The sequence below is a fragment of the Pseudomonas sp. GL-B-12 genome, assembly GCF_019955895.1.
GTDB lineage: Bacteria > Pseudomonadota > Gammaproteobacteria > Pseudomonadales > Pseudomonadaceae > Aquipseudomonas.
Genome location: NZ_JAHBCX010000023.1, coordinates 13,882 through 31,589, shown reverse-complemented (window position 1 = coordinate 31,589; position 17,708 = coordinate 13,882). Strand labels below are relative to the sequence as shown.

Below are 17,708 nucleotides of genomic sequence, written 5' to 3'. Positions count from 1 at the left end.
AATCACTTGGTTTTTTTCTTGATCCGCAACGCCTTGGCCTTGGCCTCCACCAGCAAATACATCACCACGGTAATCAACAGCGGCAGGATGAAATAAATCGCCCGATAGGCCAGCAGTCCCGCCACCAGGCTGCCCCGCGAAACCTCGTGTTGCAGCAGCGCCACGAATACTGCTTCCAGCACGCCGAGCCCGGCCGGGATGTGAGTGATGACTCCGGCGATGGCGCTGATCAACAACACACCCAGTACCAGTGGATAGTCCAGTTTGCTCGGCAGCAAGGTGAAAATCACCGCCGCCATCAGCGACCAGTTCAGGGCACCGAGTGCCAGTTGCAGCACCGCCATGCGCAGCGAAGGCAGGTCAATCTCGATGCCTCGAGTCGCCCACTCCCGACGTTTGGCAAACCGACATGCTGCCAGGTACCCGGCGCTCAGCAGCAATAACAAAACCCCCACGCCTTGCAGTGCGTTACTGCTGAGTTTCCAGCCCGGCGGCATGCGCACCAGCCCGCTGCTGAACACGGCGCCGGCAATCACCATGTAGCCGAACCAGTTGGTCGCCAGGCTCAGGCCGAGGATTTTCGCGATGTTGCTCTTGCTCACCCCGAGCCGCGAATACAACCGGTAACGCATGGCGATGCCGCCGACCCAGGCGCTCAGGTTCAGGTTGAAGGCGTAGCTGATGATCCCCACGGGCAAGATCTGCTTCCAGGTCAGGTTCTGGCGGATATAGGTGCGGCCGATCAGGTCGAAGCAGGCGTACACCAGAAAACTTACCAGGGTCAGCCCCGACGCAATGATCAGCGTGCGCACCTTGAAATCGGCCAGGTTATCGAACACTTCGTTCCATTCGAGGCGCTGGGCGAACATCGTGAACAGCACGATCAGCATCAGGAAAAACAGCATCGTCAGCGGTCGTTTCCAGCGGCTCCAGTGCGACTTGCCAGGGCTTTTGGCGTGAGTTGCCGTGTGCGTATCAGCGCGGTTCATGGTCAGCGCTCCCGGTCGGAGGGAGGGAAGGGTTTCAGGCGAGGTTTATGCGCCGGCAACCAACCGGCCCACGCCGGGAAATGCCGCAGGAAGTGAAACACCAGAAAACCGATGGTCATGTGCCAGACACGCCCGCGTGGCGCGATGTCGGGAGACATGGCCTGGCAATGATTGTCGCTGAGGTCTTCCAGGCGATCGAACAGATGACGATTGAAGCCACGGTCGCGGATCAGCACGTTGGCTTCCAGATTCATCGACAGGCTCAACGGGTCGAGGTTGCTCGAGCCAACGGTGCTCCAGTCCTCATCCACCAGCGCGACCTTGCCGTGCAGCGGGCGGTCGCAATATTCGTAGATCTTCACCCCGGACTTGAGCAAGTAATCGTAAGTCATGCGCGCCGCGAGCCTGGCCACCCGCATGTCTGGCTGGCCCTGCAGGATCAGCCGCACATCCACGCCTCGGCGAGCCGCGTTGCGGATCTCGCGCAGCAAGCGGAAACCGGGAAAGAAGTAGGCGTTGGCGATCACCACCCGGCGCTGCGCCTGGCGCAATACCTGTCGGTAAACCTCCTCGATGTCGGTCTGGTGTTCCCCGTTGTCGCGGTACACCAACCGCACCTGGCCATCGTGATCACTTAAGGCCAGTTCCGAGCGCCGCTGCCGACGGCGTTGCCACCAGTATTTGGCGTGCACTGGGCGGCCGCATTGCAGCAGGGCAAAGTGATGGATATCGGCCACGGCCGGGCCTTGCACTTCTACGGAATAATCCTGTTTGGCCTCGGGGCCGAAGTCGGCCAGATGATCGGCAGAAAAGTTGATCCCGCCGACGAACGCGACGGTGCCATCCACGACCACAATCTTGCGGTGCAGGCGCCGGAACCAGTTGGTGCGCATGCCCAGGCGTTTCGGCGCCGGGTCGAACATTTGCAGGTGTACGCCGGCGGCGGTCAGGGCGGTGAGGAACCCGGTACTCAGTTCGCCGCAGCCAAAGCCGTCGAGGCTGACGGTAGTACGCACGCCACGTTGAGCGGCTTCGATCAGGATCTGTTGCAGCTCATTGCCGACCTTGTCCTCGAACAGAATGAAGGTTTCCAACAGGATTTCACTTTGCGCCCGGCGCAGGGCTTCAAACACCCGGGGAAAATACGCCTCACCGTTTTCCAGCAACTCGACCCGATTGCTGCCTTGCCAGCCGTATTCGACATCGACCGCTGTCGGCTCGCGAGTGGGCGGAGCAGGGATGTGTTCCAGCGTGGTGTTTTCCATCGACTGGCTGCTCATAGCTCGATCTCCACCGACAGCGGGACGTGGTCGGAAAGGTGCGACCAGGGGCGGGAGGTCAGCACTTGCGGATGGCTGGCCTTGAGGTTGCGCACGTAGATGCGGTCCAGGCGCAATGCCGGCAAGCGCGCGGGGAAACTGCGCGCCGGTTTGCCATGGTGCGCGGCGAAGACTTCACGCAAACCGCTGGGCGTGAGCAATGCATCGGCGCGCTGGCGCCAATCGTTGAAGTCCCCGGCGACAATCACTGGGGCATCACCCGGCAGGGCATCCAGGCGTTGGGCGAGCAACTTCAGTTGTGCTGTGCGGTGGGTTTCGCGCAGCCCCAGGTGCACGCAAATCGCATGCACTTCCTGGCCATCACCGGGCAAGCGCAACACGCAATGCAGAATTCCGCGGTTCTCGTGGCCGCTGATGGACACGTCGAGGTTGTCGTGGCGGATGATCTGGAACTTTGACAGCAGCGCATTACCGTGATCGCCCGCCGGATACACCGCATTGCGGCCATAGGCGAACTGCGGCCACAGGCTGTCGGCAAGGAATTCGTATTGCGGCATCGCCGGCCAGTTGGTGTAGCGCCTGGGATGCTGTTCGTGGGTACCGTGGACTTCCTGCAAAAACACCACATCGGCAGACACACTGCGCACTGCTTCACGCAGTTCCGGCAGGATGAAACGCCGGTTCAGCGCGGTGAAACCTTTGTGGGTGTTGACCGTCAGCACCGTGAAACGACAAGTGACGGACGAACCCTGTACCCGCATGTCGGTTGCGTTTGAGTGTGCGGGAATATCGGTGTGATTCGCTGTCATGTCGTCTCCCGCCTGACGGCTCCTGTCATTGGATGACTCTGGGGCAGTGGCGAAAGTTTCGATGGGGCGGCGGACGGTACACAGTTTACTAATCACCACAAACATTGTGGGAGCGGGCTTGCCCGCGATAGCGGATTGGCAGCCACCTCCATGTTGAATGTGCCGTCGCCATCGCGGGCAAGCCCGCTCCCACAGGGTCCCTCAGTGGCCAGCAACGATCCGGGTCGTCCCTTCAACCGGTTCGGCATAGACCGGGCCGAGGCGATCAAGACGCCCGCTCCACGCGGTCAATGCCAGCGCCACCAACACCACCAGGCCACCGATCCACGCGGTGTGAATCAGTCCCATGTGGGCGACGATCAGGCCACCGCCCCACGCGCCACCGGCAATGCCGAGGTTGAACGCCGCGATGTTCAGGCCGGATGCCACGTCCACCACCTGCGGGGTGTGATGCTCAGCCTGGCGCACCACATACACCTGCAACCCCGGCACGTTGCCGAATGCCACGGCACCCCAGACCAGCACGGTGGCCAGCGCCAGCCAAGGATTGCCGGCGGTGAAGGTCAGCACGAACAACACGGCGGCGAGCAGGGCAAAGATGATTTTCAGGGCGCTGATCGGGCCGTGTTTGTCCGCCAGTTTGCCGCCCCAGATGTTGCCGACGGCCACGGAGATGCCGTAGACCAGCAACACCAGGCTGACGGTGCTGGCGCTGAAGCCGGAAAGGTCCTGAAGAATCGGTGCGAGGAAGGTAAAGGCAATGAACGAGCCACCGTAGCCGACGGCCGTCATGGCATACACCAGCAACAGGCGCGGTTGCTTGAGCACCTGCAGTTGCTGCCGCAACGATGCGGGTTTGCTGTGGGCGATATTTTTCGGCACGTAGATCAGGCTGCCGATGAAGGCGATCACGCCCAGGGCCGAAACGGCGAGGAAGGTTTCACGCCAGCCGAAATGCTGGCCGATGAATGTCCCCAGCGGCACGCCGGTGACCAGCGCCACGGTCAGGCCGGTGAACATGATGGCAATCGCGCTGGCGGCTTTTTCCTTCGGCACTAGACTGGTGGCGATGGTCGAGCCGATCGAGAAAAACACCCCGTGGGCCAGACCGGTGACGATCCGCGCGAGGATCAACGACTCATAACTCGGTGCTTGCCACGCCAACAGATTGCCGAGGGTGAACAGCACCATCAGCGACAACAGCAGCAACTTGCGCGGAACCTTGCCGGTGAGGGCGGTCAGCACCGGGGCGCCGACGGCAACGCCAAGGGCATACAGGCTGACCAGCAGGCCGGCGGACGGCAGGCTGACGCCGAGGTCGGCGCCAATGGTGGGTAACAGGCCAACGATGACGAACTCGGTCGTCCCGATGGCAAAGGCGCTGAGGGTCAGCGCGAGCAAGGCAATGGGCATGGCTACAACTCCGGAGGTTGATTCGATGGAGCGCAGTGTCGGGATTTGGCTCGTTCAGAAAAATACAGGGATGGACATTTGATATTTGCCTTGGGCGCAAAGATCGCGAGCGCGGGTGTTAGTCTGTGGCGAGGGAGCTATATCCGAACTTGCCCGGTATTTCTCGATCAGTTCCATACAGACACAGCCAAAGGAGCGGGTGCTTTGATCAGGCTCAAGACCGCGATACTGCTGGGAGCGTTGCTGTTTGTGAGCAGCGAGCAACTGGAAGCCGCCGCGATACCGGGGCTGCCGGCCACCGCGACTGCTGCGACGCCGTTGGCCCACCCCGAACCGCTGGTGCAAGGCGGATTACTGGGGGCCATCAGTTCGAGCATCGACGAGGTCCAGACCAAACTCGATCTCAACGAAAACCTCGTCGACGTCTGGCGCCTGCGTGCTGACCGCGCGGCCGATGAAGTGGATCAGTTGGTCAATCAGCCTTCGGCCCGTTCGCCCTGGAGCGTCGCCGGCGATTTCCTGCTGCTGACCTGCGTGTGGGCGGCCGTGTTTGCCTGTCTTTGGCTGCTTGGGCGGATGGCCGCCAGGCGTCTGTGCGAGCATCGTCTGCTGCTCAGTCGTGAACGGGGCCAGGCGTTGCTCGGCTACGTGTTGCCCTACACCCTTCCGGCGGTGGTCAGCCTGCCCTTGACGATTTATGCCAGTCAGTTTTTGCCGATATCGGCGGGAAGGGCGCTGGCGCTGTGTCTGGCTTATGCCACTAGCGCGGGGATATTTTCCGCGTCATTGGTGCTGTCGCTGGTGGTGGTGTTCAATGCCGGGCACAAGCGGCGGGCGGTGCAGATCATCCGCAAGAACAGTCCCCGACCCTTGTTCGTTATCGGCTTTCTGGTGGCATTGAGCGACGCTCTGACCAGCCCGCAGATCGCCCATCAACTGGGCAACAATCTCACCAGCAGCATCGCCGTGTTCACCGGGTTGGCAGCGTCGATATCCTTCGGCTTGCTGGTGATCCGCATGCGTCGCCCGGTCGCCCATGTGATCCGTATTTTGCCGCTGGCCCAGCGCCTCAGGCAGCCGGCGTTGCGTGAAACCCTGCGGATATTTTCCGGGCTCTGGTATTGGCCGATTCTGTTGATGGTACTGGTTTCGATCATCAACCTGATCGGCGCCGGGGCGGACAACCAGAGAGTGCTACGCAGCGCCTTGTTCACCACAGTGTTGCTGATTGCCACGGTGTTTCTCAGTACCACGCTGCATCATCTGTTCAAGGCGCGCAGCGAAGCGGAGCTGCGCCGCAGCAGCGCCTACAAGGAGCGCTTTCTCAATCTGTCCCATGCATTGCTGCGTATCGGCATGGCCATCGTGTTCATCGATATCCTCGGGCGGATCTGGGGCGTGTCGCTGTTCGAATTCGCAGTGACCAACGCCGTGGGCCGGGCGATCAGTGATTCCCTTAGCCACATCGGTTTCATTCTGCTGGTGACCTGGATGGTGTGGGTGGTGCTCGACACGGCGATTCAGGAAGCCCTGAAACCACCGACCAACAAGCGCTCGGCGCACCAGCCGAGTACGCGGGTGAAAACCATCCTGCCGCTGTTGCGCAACGCGATCAAAATCATCCTGGTGGTGATTTGCGCGATCACTACCATGGCCAACCTGGGAATTAACGTCGCGCCATTCCTGGCAGGTGCCGGGGTCATCGGCCTGGCGATCGGTTTCGGTTCCCAGCAACTGGTGCAGGATGTGATTACCGGGCTGTTCATCATCATCGAAGACACCTTGTCCATCGGAGACTGGGTAGTGCTCGATTCCGGTCACGCAGGCACCGTCGAAGGCCTGACCATCCGCACCTTGCGCCTGCGCGACGGCAAGGGCTTCGTGCACTCGGTGCCGTTCGGGCAGATCAAGGCCGTGACCAACCAATCGCGGCAATTCGCCTATGCGTTTTTCTCGGTGCAATTCACCTACGACACCGATGTCGACAAGGCCATCGAACTGATCCGCGAGGCCGGGCATTCCATCAGCAACGACCCGTTCCTGCGCTACAACCTGCAAGGACCGCTGGATGTGTTTGGAGTCGATAAGATGGACCTCAACGGTGTGGTGCTGACCGCGCAATTCCGGACGGTGTCCGGTGGTCAATACGCGGTGAGCCGGGCCTTCAACCAGCGTTTGAAAAAGCTTGTGGATAACTGCCCGTGGGTGAACTTCGCGCAGACTTATCCACAGCAGGCGCTGGTGCCGAGGCATCCGGTCGAAGCACCACCCGAGGCAGCGCATGAGTCGGACCATTCGGCGGTGCTGATGCCGGATCGGCCGCGGTCTCAATAGTTTTTTTTGCCGTGCTGGCCTCATCGCGAGCAGGCTCGCTCCCACAGGGGGATTTGTGAACGACTCAGATCAACTGTGAGCGAGCCTGCTCGCGAAGGCGCCAGACCAGACACTCTCAATGCCGGATCAGTTTGTTGCGCACCTCGGCACCCACCCGCTGATCCAACTCCCCCCAAAATTGCTGCTTGCCAGCAATCTCGGCAGCAACCGGCAACCCGTCGCGATACACCAGCCGATTGCTCGCCAGTGCCGGGACTTTCGCGCCGGGCAATAGCGTGCCGGCGAGGTTCAGCGGATCGACCCCGCACACTGCGACCAGGCTGCCGTCATGGGGCCGACGCCGCACCTCCCGCAACAACGGAATCGCCTCGGGCAGGGCGAATTGCTCGCCCGCCAGGCCACTGACAAACCGCCCGCCGCGAATCTCGCCGCGTGCCTCCAGGCGATGGAAAGTACGCAGCAGTTCGCGCCAACTCGGCAGCCAGTCTGCCTCACGTTCCAGCAAACGCCAGAACACCACGCCGTAGCGGCGCAGCAGGGCCATGGCGATGTGTTCCAGGGTTTCGGCAGGCGTCCGCTGGTTTTGCACCACCGGCGCGGCAGGCGCGCGTCGCAACAGGGCCCAGCGCCCGGCGTCGTCCATGCCACCGATGAATGCCCCGCGTCCACGCCGACTGTTGCGAGGCTGGCGCTTGCTGGCCGGGGTAATCAGTGCGCGCAACCCGGCGAAGCTGTCGGCGTTCACCAGCCCCGCGCCCACCAGTTCCTGCAGGGCAATTTCCAGCTCCGAACGCAGCAGGTGGGCCACATGGATCAACTCATCGAAAAACAGCGCGCCATGCTGACTGAGGGCTGCGTGGAGCTTTTGCGTTTTCGGCGACAGGTCGCTGACCGGCGTCTGTTCGGTCAAGTCGCTCCAGAGGCTGACCCGGTTGCGCGGCAGCAACACGATCGGCGTGCTGCGCAGCGCGGTGCTGGCGCTTTTGTTGTGCGCAGTCAGGCGCGTCCACACCAGTCTGCCGCTGCGGCACAGTTCATCGAGCCAGGTCGCCGAGTAGTCCTTGATTCGCGCTGGCAGGATGTCGCTGTCCCAGGCTGAGGCGGCGGCGGGGTAGCCTTCGAATTGCGCGACGACGGCAGGCAGTACCGCCGCGCCCTGGCCCTGGCTTGCACTCGACACATGCTGCCAGTCGAACAGAAATCGCATGAAATCCTGCAACGCCACCGGTTCGATTTCCCGGCGCAGGCGCTTGACCGTATAGCGGTGAATCCGCGCCAGCAAATGCCGCTCGCACCATTCTTCCCGGGTGGTGCCCGGGGTGAAGCGACCGCGCAGCACGTAGCCTTCGCGTTCAAGTTGCGCCAGGGCCTGGTTGACCTGCGCAGCGGGCAATCCGAGTGGTTCGGCAATACGATCGAGCGCCAGCGGCCCGAAGGCGCTGAGCCGTGCGCGGATCAGTTCTAGGATGGCGTCGTCGGGTTCCCAGGCCTCATCGAAGTCCGGCAGCGCTTGCAGCGATGGCGTCAATTCGGCCTGTGGATAAATCGCCCGCAGGCAGGTCAGGCGTTCCAGTGCCAGCCACAGCGATTGCCTGGCGTTGATCTGCAAACGGCTTGCGCGTCCGCTGTCGGCCAGGGTCGTGAGCCAGTCGAGCCACTGCGGATTGGCTCCGGCTTCGGCGTCGGTGATGCACGCCAGGCTCATCAAGGCCTCGTGCATTTCATCGACAGCGGAGGGCGCCGGCCAGGCTTCTTCGCGCACGGCGGCAATCGCCTCGGCGTCCAGGGCACCGAGATCGTCGGTGGATTGCGGGTCGCTCCAGCGCCGATTGAGCACCGCTTGGGTGCGGCGTTCCTCCAGCGGCGCATCGTCGAGAAAGGTATAGGGCCGGGCACTGAGAATCTCCGCCGCCAGCGGCGAAGGCGCCGGCAAGTCGCGGCTGATCAGGCGAATGTCGCCGCGTTCCATGCGCCGCAACAAGGCCAGCCAGCCCTCCGTGTCCATGGCGTCGTGCAGGCAATCGTCGAGGGTCTGTTCTACCAGCGGATGGTCGGGAATCTCCCGTTCGCCGGAGAGGTTTTCCACGCAGGCGATTTGATCGGGAAACACGCTGGCGATCAGGTCTTCGCTTTTCATCCGCTGGATCTGCGGCGGGACTTTGCGCCCGCCGCTGTAGCGCGGCAGGGCCAGGGCCACGCCGGCATTCCAGCGCCAGCGCACGCCGAACAGCGGTGCGTCGAGCACGGCTTGAATCAGGATGTGTTCGGCACTGTTGCTGTGCAGGTAGCGCCAGACGTCATCCAGTTCAAAACTGTGGCTGGTGGACAGCGACAGCACGATGGCGTCTTCGCTGGCAGCGGCCTGCAATTCGAAGTTGAAGGTGCGGCAGAAACGCTTGCGCAGGGCCAGGCCCCAAGCGCGGTTGATGCGGCTGCCGAATGGCGTGTGAATGACCAGTTGCGTGCCGCCGGACTCGTCGAAAAAGCGTTCCATCAGCAGTGTGTCTTGCGATGGCAGGGCCCCCAGCGCTTGCCGCGCGCGGGCCAGGTAATCCACCAGTTGTTCGGCGCTGGCAACATTCAAACCCAGGGTGCCGGTCAGCCAGTCGAGCGCTGGCTGCACATTGCCTGGCGCAGCCCCCAGCAGGTCGTCGAGTTGTGCCTGCAAGCGCGCCACCGCCGAGGACAATTCGGCGCTGCGCCCCGGTGCTTCACCGAGCCAGAACGGAATGGTCGGTGGCTGGCCCTGGGCGTCCTCGACCCGGACTTTGCCGGTTTCCACCCGCAAGATCCGATAGGACGTGTTGCCCAACTGGAAGACATCCCCGGCAATGCTTTCCACCGCGAAGTCTTCGTTGATGGTGCCGATGTTCAGCCCTTGAGGCTCCAGCAGCACGCTGTAGTCGGCGTTGTCCGGAATGGTCCCGCCACTGGTCACCGCCGTCAGTTTCGCGCCCCGGCGGCCGCGCAGGGTGCGGTTCACGGCGTCGCGGTGCAGATAGGCGCTACGGATGCCCTGACGCCCGTTGTAACCCTCGGCGAGCATGTGCAGCAGCGCCTGATAGTGTTTGTCGTCGAGTCCGGCGTAGGGCGAGGCGCGGCGCAGCATGTGCAATAGCGCTTGCTCCGGCCACTCCTGGCAACTGACCTCGGCGATGATCTGCTGCGCCAGCACGTCCAGCGGCGCTTGCGGGATCAACAAGGTATCGAGTTCGCCCCGGCGCACGCAGTCGAGCAGCGCGGCGCATTCGATCAGGTCGTCGCGGGTGGTGGCGAACAAACGGCCCTTGGGCGTACCGCCGACCTGGTGCCCGGAACGGCCGACCCGTTGCAGAAACCCGGCAATCGAACGCGGCGAGGCGATCTGGCACACAAGGTCGACGTCGCCGATGTCGATCCCCAGTTCCAGCGACGCCGTGGCGATCAGCACTTGCAGGTCGCCGCGCTTGAGTCGCTGTTCGGCATCGAGGCGAAACTCCTTGGCCAGGCTGCCGTGGTGGGCCGCCACGGCATCCTTGCCCAGGCGCTCGCTCAGGTGCCGGCTCAGGCGTTCGGCCAAGCGCCGGGTGTTGACGAAAATCAGCGTGGTCCGGTGCTCGCGGGCGAGGGCGGCGAGGCGGTCGTAGACCAGTTCCCAGACATCGTTGGCCATCACGGCCGATAGCGGCACGGGCGGCACTTCGATGTCCAGGTCGCGGGGGCGGGCGTGGCCGATGTCGACGATCTCGCACGGACGGTTGTGACCGACCAGGAAGCGCGAGACTGCTTCGATGGGTTTTTGCGTGGCAGACAGACCGATGCGCAGCAGCGGCTCCGGGCAGAGTGCTTGCAGGCGTTCAAGGCTCAGTGCCAGATGGCTGCCGCGTTTGCTGGCGGCCATGGCATGGATTTCGTCGACGATCACCGTTTGTGCAGTGCCCAGCATCTGCCGGCCGGAGTCGGAGCCGAGCAGCACATAAAGGGATTCCGGAGTGGTCACCAGAATGTGCGGCGCCGTCTTGCGCATCGCCGAACGGTCTTTTTGCGGTGTATCGCCGGTGCGCACGGCGGTGCTGATCTGCAATTGCGGCAGGCCCATCACGCGCAATTGCTCGGTAATCCCGGCTAGCGGGTTTTGCAGGTTGATCTGGATGTCGTTGGACAGTGCCTTGAGGGGCGAGACGTAGACCACCAGGGTGGCGTCGGGCAAGCCTTCGGGGCTTTCAAGGCCGCGGTGTACCAGGTCGTCGATGACGGCGAGAAAGGCGGTGAGGGTCTTGCCGGAACCGGTGGGCGCGGCGACCAAAGTCGAGCGGTGCTGGCGGATCAACGGCCACGCCCGGGCCTGGGCGGCGGTGACCGCCGGGAACGTGTGGCTGAACCAGGCGCTGACGGCAGGGTGGAAGCCGCTCAGGGCACTGTCTGCGGGAATGGGCAGGTTCATGCAGCAATTTATGCGGGTGGGGGGCCGAAGATGCAAGTACCACTGGCTGGTCGGTAAACCTGTGGCAGCACCACAAATCCAGGACATCTACACTTTACGGGTGACGGTTGCGCACTAAACCCGCAAAATGCAACGATTCCGGCAATTATCAACGACATCGCCTGGGCGCGGTGTCGATAAAGCCATCGTTTCAATCAGACTGGGCCTGCTGACTCTATGCGAATGCGCCTTATGTTACTGGGCGGCGGAAATGCCCTTGGGCAGGCGCTGATTCGCCTCGGTGCGGAGGAAGACATCGGTTTCCTCGCCCCCCGCCCGCCGCAAGACGGCTGGGATGCCGCGAGCCTGACACAACTGCTCGACGACACCCGTCCCGATGCATTGATCAACCTTGCCTACTACTTCGACTGGTTTCAGGCAGAAGCAGTGAGCGAATCGCGTCTGGCCGGCCAGGAGCGCGCGATCGAGCGTCTGGCGGAACTGTGCCAGCACCACAACATCGTCCTGCTGCAACCTTCCAGCTATCGCGTGTTCGACGGCTCCCGGGCCACGGCCTACAGTGAAAAAGACGAACCCGTTCCATTGGGTTTGCGGGGTCAGGCCTTGTGGCGGATCGAGCAAAGCGTGCGTGCCACCTGCCCGCAACACGTGCTGCTGCGATTCGGCTGGCTGCTGGATGACAGCCCGGATGGCGCCCTTGGCCGCTTCCTGGCCCGTGCCGAACAACCCGAAGAACTGCTGATGGCCGACGACAGGCGCGGCAATCCAACGCCGGTCGACGATGCCGCCCGTGTGATCATTTCTGTGCTCAAACAACTCGATTGCGCCGCGCCGCTGTGGGGCACCTACCATTACGCCGGGCATGAGGCGACCACGCCGCTGGCGCTGGGACAGGCGATTCTGACCGAAGCCCGCAGCCTGCATCCGCTGGCCATCGAAGCCCCAACCGCCCAGGCCCACGCCGCGCGTCCGGATGCTGCCGAAGAACCGCAACACGCGGTATTGGCCTGCAAGAAAATTCTGCACACTTTCGGGATCAAGCCGCGCGCCTGGCGTGCGGCGCTTCCCGGTCTACTGGACAGGTTCTATCGCCATGGCTGACGGTCCCGTTTTGATCACCGGTGGTGCCGGTTTCATTGGTTCACACCTGACTGACGCCCTGCTTGCCAAGGGGCATGCGGTGCGGATTCTCGATGACCTGTCCACCGGCAAGCGCAGCAATCTGCCGCTGGACAATCCCAGGGTCGAATTGATCGTCGGCGACGTGGCCGATGCGGCTTTGGTTGCCCAGGCGATGGCCGGATGCAGTGCTGTGGCGCACCTGGCCGCCGTGGCTTCGGTGCAGGCTTCGGTGGACGATCCGGTGCGTACGCACCAGAGCAACTTCATCGGCACGCTGAACGTCTGCGAAGCCATGCGCCAGACCGGGGTCAAACGTGTGTTGTTTGCCTCCAGCGCGGCGGTGTATGGCAACAATGGCGAAGGTGAGTCGATCGACGAAGACACGCCCAAGGCGCCGTTGACGCCTTACGCGGTGGACAAACTGGCCAGCGAGCATTACTTGGACTTCTACCGCCGCCAGCATGCGCTGGAGCCGGTGATTTTCCGCTTCTTCAACATCTTCGGCCCGCGCCAGGATCCGTCCTCGCCGTACTCCGGGGTGATCAGCATATTCAGTGAGCGCGCACTAAAAGGCTTGCCGATCACCGTGTTCGGCGATGGCGAGCAGACCCGGGATTTTGTCTACGTCGAAGACCTGGTCGACTTGCTGGTGCAGGCCATCGAGAAGCCCCGGGTCGAAGACGGTGCGGTCAACGTCGGCTGGAACCAGGCGACGACCCTCAAGCAAATGCTCGAAGCGCTCGAAGCCGTGGTCGGCAAGTTGCCACCGGTGAGCTACGGCCCGGCGCGCTCCGGTGACATTCGTCATTCCCGGGCGAACAACCGGCGTTTGCTGGAGCGCTTTCGCACTTCTTCGCAAACACCGTTGAGCGTGGGGCTGGCGCGGTTGCTGGGGCGATAGATCGCTGCCCTGCGGACATGAAAAAGGCGCCTTTTTACCGGCGCCTTTTTCACGGCCGGAATTTAACTTTCAGCTTTCGCAATTCCTGTGGCGAGGGGGCTTGTCGGATCGCCGCATCGCCCCGCTCGACTGCGCAGCAGTCGTAATTGCAGGCAATGCGGTTTGTCTGAATCACCGCTTCTGCCGAATCTGGGGCTGCTTCGCAACCCAACGGGGGCAAGCCCCCTCGCCACACAAGCCTCATTCACCACCACGTGAACGTTCTTTAGAACTTGTAGCCAAGACCTGCCATGTACACAAACGGATCGACGTCGATGTTGACCTTGGCGCGGGTGCCCGGTGCAATCGAGTTGTTTTCGACGGTGGCGCGGGTATCGATGTCGATGTAGCGCACCTGGGCGTTGAGCATGACATGTTCGGTCAGCATGTAGTCGGCACCGACCTGCCAGGCCAGACCCCAGGAGTTCTTCGCGTTGAAGTTGCTGAAGCCGGCGGACTTGGCTTCGCTGCTGAGGCTTTCGTCGTAGATCCAGGTGTAGTTGATGCCACCGCCGACGTACGGCTGGAAGGCCGACTTCGAATCCAGCGGGTAGTAGACCACGCTCAGGGTCGGCGGCAGGTGTTTGAGGGAGCCGAGTTTGCCGTTGGCGGCAGGCAGGGCGGTACCTTTGAGTTTCACGTCATGCTCGAACGGAGTGGCGGCAAGCAGTTCGATCCCCCAATTGTTGGTGAGCATGTAGGCGAAGTTCAGGCCCAGTTGCGTGTCGCTGTCCATGGTCGCCTTGCCGCCCAGGTTGGTACCGGCCAACGGACCCTGATCGACCTTCACGCTGGAGCTGTCGGCTTTCGGGTTAACGGTGATGGCGCCCGCACGAAGGATGATGTCACCGGCCTCGTGGGCGTGGGCGAGCGGGGCTGCGAGCGCGAGGGCAACCAGCGAAGCGCTGAGCATGGACTTGTTCATGGGGGCTCCAAAGGACGTTAAAAATGTTCGATGTCCAATGGTAAGCCGGCTAACTATTCGGTCTTTTGATGCAGCTCAATGAAAGTGGGAAGGGGTTGTATTTTGTGGTGTTTTTGATGGATTCATCGCGAGCAGGTCGGATCGCGATGACTGACTATCAAGCAACACATGACTACCGGACTCACTCCGGCAATTCATACAGGTAAATCTTGTCCGCCTCCATCTGATACCCGGCATCCGCCAACTCGCTGGTGGACGCCTTGACCTGCAACGCGCCTTCGATCCAGTAAGGCTGATACAACTCGTCGAGCTTCACGCCGACTTCGCTTTTGACGTGCACGATCTGGTTCGACGGCGGTGGCGGCACATGGATGCAGGCGCCGAAATACGGCACCAGCAGAAACTCCGTGGTGCGTCCTTCCTCGCTCACTTCCAGCGGCACGATGTAGCCCGGCAGGCGAATGTTCTGGCCGTCGAGGGTCTTGACCACCGGTGCGTTGGGCATGTCCTGTTTGGCTGCTGGCGCCGACTCTGCCGAGAGCGTGCTGCTCATCTGCGACAGATCGTGCAGCGGCGTCATGTTCGGCACTTCTTTCGGCGCGTCGGGCGGGATCATCTCCGACCAGGTCAGGTCTTTTGGCTGGGCTGCCCACAGGGGGAGGGCGACCAGCATCAACAGCGCAAGTACAGCGCGGGGCATTTTCAACGTCCTCATAAACGGATCGACAGGCCATCGGCCAGGGATTGGCGATAGGCGCGCCAGGCCGGCACGCTGCCCATCAGCAGCGCGGCGATCAGGATGCCACCGAGCAGCGTCCATTCATACTCGCTCGGCCAGGACAGCGGCAGGAACAGACCGTAGTTGGCTTGCACATAACCCTGCGCCGCCGCGATGCACACATACAGCAACGCCACGCCGGCGATCACGCCTGACAATGCCAGGGCAAAGGCCTCGAGCACCAACAGCGTCGCGATGTGCCAGGGGCGTGCGCCCACCGAGCGCAGGATCGCCATTTCCCGGCGGCGTTCATTGAGGCTGGTGAGAATCGCCGTGAGCATGCCGATCAATCCGGTCAGCACCACAAACAGCGAGACCACGAACAAAGCTTTTTCCGCGGTGCCCATCAGGCTCCACAGCTCTTGCAACGCCACACCTGGCAGGATCGCCAGCATCGGCTCACCGCGGAATTCGTTGATTTCCCGTTGCAGGGCAAAGGTCGAAATCTTGTTGTTGAGACCGAGCATGAACGCGGTGATCGCTTGCGGCGTGAGGTCCATGTTGCGCGCCTGATCGGCCGTGATGCGCCCCTCGCCCCGGGCCGGCACGCCGTTATGCCAGTCGATGTGAATCGCTTCCATGCCGCCAAGGCTGATGTGCAGCGTACGGTCCACCGGGGTCCCGGTGCGCTTGAGAATGCCGACCACGGTGAACGGTTTGTCGTCGTGCTTGACCAGGCTGATCGCCGCCACGCCGTGGGCCAGCACCAGTTTGTCACCGAGTTTGTAGTGCAGTGCATCGGCCACTTCGGCACCGAGCACCACTTCGAACGGGTCAGTGGCAAACGCCCGGCCATCGGCCAGTTGCAGGTGTTGCTGGCGGCCGTACTGATAATGCTCGAAGTAGGCTTCGGTGGTGCCCATCACCCGGTAGCCGCGATGGGAATCACCGAGGGACATCGGGATCGCCCACTTCACTTTCGGGTTGCTGGCGAAGTGTTCGAAGCTGTCCCAACGAATGTTGTTGGTGGCGTTGCCGATGCGGAACACCGAGTACAGCAACAGGTTCACCGAGCCTGAGCGGGCGCCGACGATCAGGTCGGTGCCGCTGATGGTGCTGGCGAAGCTGGCCTTGGCTTCGGTGCGCACGCGCTCCACCGCCAGCAGCAGGCACACCGACAGGGCGATGGCGAACGCGGTGAGGATCGCGGTGAAGCGGCGGTTAGCCAGGCTGGCCATGGCTAGACGAAACAGATACATCTCAAACCTCTGCGGGCGTGGCGGCGCGATTGAGTTCGGCCAGCGACAGGTTGTGGTCGAACAGCGGCGCCAGGCTCTGGTCATGGCTGACGAACAACAGGCTCGACCCGGCTTCGCGGCACTCGGCGAACAGCAGGCGAATGAAGTTCTCGCGGGCGTCGTAATCGAGGGCCGAGGTCGGCTCGTCGGCGATCACCAGTTCCGGTTGACCGATCAGCGCGCGGGCGGCGGCGACCCGTTGCTGCTGGCCGATGGACAGTGAGTCGGCGCGGCGACCGAGGATGTTCTCATCCTTCAAACCCAGGTGGGCGAGCAGCGTGGCGGCGGCTTTATCGACGCTGCCGTGACGTTGTTTCGCCCGTTCGGCGCGCAGTTTCGAGAAGTGGCAGGGCAGTTCGACGTTTTCACGCACCGACAGAAACGGCAGCAGGTTGAACTGCTGGAAAATGTAGCCGGTGTGGTCGACGCGAAAGTGGTCGCGGGCGCCGGCCGAAAGTTGCGTCAGTTCCTGGCCGAGCAGGCGGATGCTGCCGCGATCAGGCTTTTGCACGCCGCCGAGCAGGCCGAGCAGGGTGGTCTTGCCGCTGCCGCTGGGGCCTTTGAGAAACAGGGTTTCCCCGCGCTCCAGGCGAAACGCCGGGATGTCCAGCAGCGGCGGGTGACCGGGCCAACTGAAGCCCAGGTCGGACAGTTCGATGAGTGCTTGGGTCATGTGAAACCGGTCTGGTTGGTGGTGAACCCTGTGGGAGCGGGCTTGCTCGCGAAGGCGGTTTTACAGTCACATTGATGTTGCATGGACTGCCGCTTTCGCGAGCAAGCCCGCTCCCACATTCGATTTGCGGTGGATCAGAATTTCAGCGCCGCAGCCTTGGCCGTCACTTCAACCCCTTGCTGCCCGCTCGGGCCGATCAGTTGTACCTGAATTTTTTGGGTGGCCGGGAAGCTGGTGAAAATATTCGCCAGGTCCAGCGACTTCAGTGCCGCTGGTGTGGCGCAGGTGAACTGATAGCGAGCGTGGATTTCGCTGTGATCATGGTGATGCTCGTGGCCGTCTTCGTCCTTGGCGTCTTCATCGTGATCATCGTCGGCATCGGGCTTGTCGCCGAACAGCGGGCTTTCCAGTTCCTGGTTTTCCACCACGCAACCGGCGGCTTTTGGCAGGTTGAACAGGGCCAGTGGTTGCTCAAGCCGAGCGCGGGCGGCGGCGACCTTGGCTTTGTCTGCGTCGCTGGTGGCGACGTGCTCGAAACCCACCAGGTTCATGGCCGGGCTTTCCAGTTCCAGCTCCAGGGTCTGCCCGTCCAGCGCCGCATTCAGGCGACCCACGCCATGTTCGTGGGCACCCAGGCTGCCATGCTCATGATCGTGTTCGTCGGCGGCATGGGCGACAGCCAGCGGCAACATGGCAAACGGCAGAGCGAGAAGCAGACGACGCATGGCGAGTCTCCGGAAAGTAAAATGAAGAAATTGTTATGTGATCTTATAACGCAAGTGCG

Annotated in this window: 12 protein-coding genes and 1 pseudogene; 3 read left to right on the top strand and 10 right to left on the bottom strand. The window is 62.5% G+C overall.

Annotation, left to right across the window (positions count from 1 at the left end; translation table 11 throughout):
* Nucleotides 1-2: 2 nt before the first annotated feature.
* The 4 genes and pseudogenes from KGA85_RS14615 to KGA85_RS14600 all read right to left on the bottom strand — a co-directional run bounded on the left by KGA85_RS14615 (nucleotide 3) and on the right by KGA85_RS14600 (nucleotide 4,491).
* Nucleotides 3-989: a lysylphosphatidylglycerol synthase domain-containing protein gene (locus KGA85_RS14615; protein ID WP_223453667.1), complete on the bottom strand. Its 987-nt coding sequence runs from the start codon at nucleotides 987-989 to the stop codon at nucleotides 3-5.
* Nucleotides 976-2,269 (bottom strand): annotated as a pseudogene (gene clsB / locus KGA85_RS14610) (cardiolipin synthase ClsB). The gene KGA85_RS14615 and the pseudogene clsB overlap by 14 nt, the downstream one beginning before the upstream one ends.
* Nucleotides 2,266-3,030, bottom strand: coding sequence for an endonuclease/exonuclease/phosphatase family protein (locus KGA85_RS14605; RefSeq protein WP_223453692.1), 765 nt, complete (start codon nucleotides 3,028-3,030; stop codon nucleotides 2,266-2,268). The pseudogene clsB and the gene KGA85_RS14605 overlap by 4 nt, the downstream one beginning before the upstream one ends.
* Before the next feature lie 249 nt (nucleotides 3,031-3,279).
* Entirely contained in the window at nucleotides 3,280-4,491 is a 1,212-nt protein-coding gene (locus KGA85_RS14600; RefSeq protein ID WP_223453663.1) for an MFS transporter, read from the bottom strand.
* 204 nt (nucleotides 4,492-4,695) lie between these two features.
* On the opposite strand from KGA85_RS14600, the gene KGA85_RS14595 reads away from it, so the two are divergent.
* Nucleotides 4,696-6,825, top strand: coding sequence for a mechanosensitive ion channel family protein (locus KGA85_RS14595; protein WP_223533357.1), 2,130 nt, complete (start codon nucleotides 4,696-4,698; stop codon nucleotides 6,823-6,825).
* A gap of 115 nt (nucleotides 6,826-6,940) precedes the next feature.
* On the opposite strand, the gene KGA85_RS14590 is transcribed toward KGA85_RS14595, so the two are convergent.
* Complete coding sequence (locus KGA85_RS14590) at nucleotides 6,941-11,248, bottom strand: DNA glycosylase AlkZ-like family protein (protein ID WP_223543192.1); 4,308 nt, start codon at nucleotides 11,246-11,248, stop codon at nucleotides 6,941-6,943.
* Between the two features lie 216 nt (nucleotides 11,249-11,464).
* On the opposite strand from KGA85_RS14590, the gene KGA85_RS14585 reads away from it, so the two are divergent.
* Complete coding sequence (locus tag KGA85_RS14585; protein WP_046041630.1) at nucleotides 11,465-12,349, top strand: sugar nucleotide-binding protein; 885 nt, start codon at nucleotides 11,465-11,467, stop codon at nucleotides 12,347-12,349.
* Complete coding sequence (locus KGA85_RS14580) at nucleotides 12,342-13,271, top strand: NAD-dependent epimerase/dehydratase family protein (protein ID WP_223453657.1); 930 nt, start codon at nucleotides 12,342-12,344, stop codon at nucleotides 13,269-13,271. Before KGA85_RS14585 ends, KGA85_RS14580 begins: the two co-directional genes overlap by 8 nt.
* Nucleotides 13,272-13,536: 265 nt before the next feature.
* Here KGA85_RS14580 and KGA85_RS14575 read toward each other — a convergent pair whose 3' ends face one another.
* The 5 genes from KGA85_RS14575 to KGA85_RS14555 all read right to left on the bottom strand — a co-directional run bounded on the left by KGA85_RS14575 (nucleotide 13,537) and on the right by KGA85_RS14555 (nucleotide 17,649).
* The gene (locus KGA85_RS14575; RefSeq protein ID WP_223533896.1) at nucleotides 13,537-14,235 is read right to left on the bottom strand and encodes an OmpW/AlkL family protein; all 699 of its coding nucleotides are present in this window, start codon (nucleotides 14,233-14,235) and stop codon (nucleotides 13,537-13,539) included.
* A 181-nt stretch (nucleotides 14,236-14,416) separates the two neighbouring features.
* Nucleotides 14,417-14,935, bottom strand: coding sequence for a DUF3299 domain-containing protein (locus KGA85_RS14570; RefSeq protein ID WP_090451674.1), 519 nt, complete (start codon nucleotides 14,933-14,935; stop codon nucleotides 14,417-14,419).
* 11 nt (nucleotides 14,936-14,946) lie between these two features.
* Nucleotides 14,947-16,212 (bottom strand): ABC transporter permease, encoded by a 1,266-nt coding sequence (locus KGA85_RS14565; RefSeq protein WP_056728943.1) that lies wholly within the window; start codon nucleotides 16,210-16,212, stop codon nucleotides 14,947-14,949.
* 1 nt (nucleotide 16,213) lies between these two features.
* Nucleotides 16,214-16,924: an ABC transporter ATP-binding protein gene (locus KGA85_RS14560; RefSeq protein WP_223453653.1), complete on the bottom strand. Its 711-nt coding sequence runs from the start codon at nucleotides 16,922-16,924 to the stop codon at nucleotides 16,214-16,216.
* Nucleotides 16,925-17,058: 134 nt separating this feature from the next.
* Entirely contained in the window at nucleotides 17,059-17,649 is a 591-nt protein-coding gene (locus tag KGA85_RS14555) for a DUF2796 domain-containing protein (protein WP_223453652.1), read from the bottom strand.
* Nucleotides 17,650-17,708 lie beyond the last annotated feature (59 nt).

Coding starts and splice junctions, on each gene's coding strand:
- KGA85_RS14615 (WP_223453667.1), bottom strand. CDS start 989: ATGAACCGCGCTGATACGCACACGGCAACTCACGCCAAAAGCCCTGGC.
- KGA85_RS14605 (WP_223453692.1), bottom strand. CDS start 3,030: ATGCGGGTACAGGGTTCGTCCGTCACTTGTCGTTTCACGGTGCTGACG.
- KGA85_RS14600 (WP_223453663.1), bottom strand. CDS start 4,491: ATGCCCATTGCCTTGCTCGCGCTGACCCTCAGCGCCTTTGCCATCGGG.
- KGA85_RS14590 (WP_223543192.1), bottom strand. CDS start 11,248: ATGAACCTGCCCATTCCCGCAGACAGTGCCCTGAGCGGCTTCCACCCT.
- KGA85_RS14585 (WP_046041630.1), top strand. CDS start 11,465: ATGCGAATGCGCCTTATGTTACTGGGCGGCGGAAATGCCCTTGGGCAG.
- KGA85_RS14580 (WP_223453657.1), top strand. CDS start 12,342: ATGGCTGACGGTCCCGTTTTGATCACCGGTGGTGCCGGTTTCATTGGT.
- KGA85_RS14575 (WP_223533896.1), bottom strand. CDS start 14,235: ATGAACAAGTCCATGCTCAGCGCTTCGCTGGTTGCCCTCGCGCTCGCA.
- KGA85_RS14570 (WP_090451674.1), bottom strand. CDS start 14,935: ATGCCCCGCGCTGTACTTGCGCTGTTGATGCTGGTCGCCCTCCCCCTG.
- KGA85_RS14565 (WP_056728943.1), bottom strand. CDS start 16,212: ATGTATCTGTTTCGTCTAGCCATGGCCAGCCTGGCTAACCGCCGCTTC.
- KGA85_RS14560 (WP_223453653.1), bottom strand. CDS start 16,924: ATGACCCAAGCACTCATCGAACTGTCCGACCTGGGCTTCAGTTGGCCC.
- KGA85_RS14555 (WP_223453652.1), bottom strand. CDS start 17,649: ATGCGTCGTCTGCTTCTCGCTCTGCCGTTTGCCATGTTGCCGCTGGCT.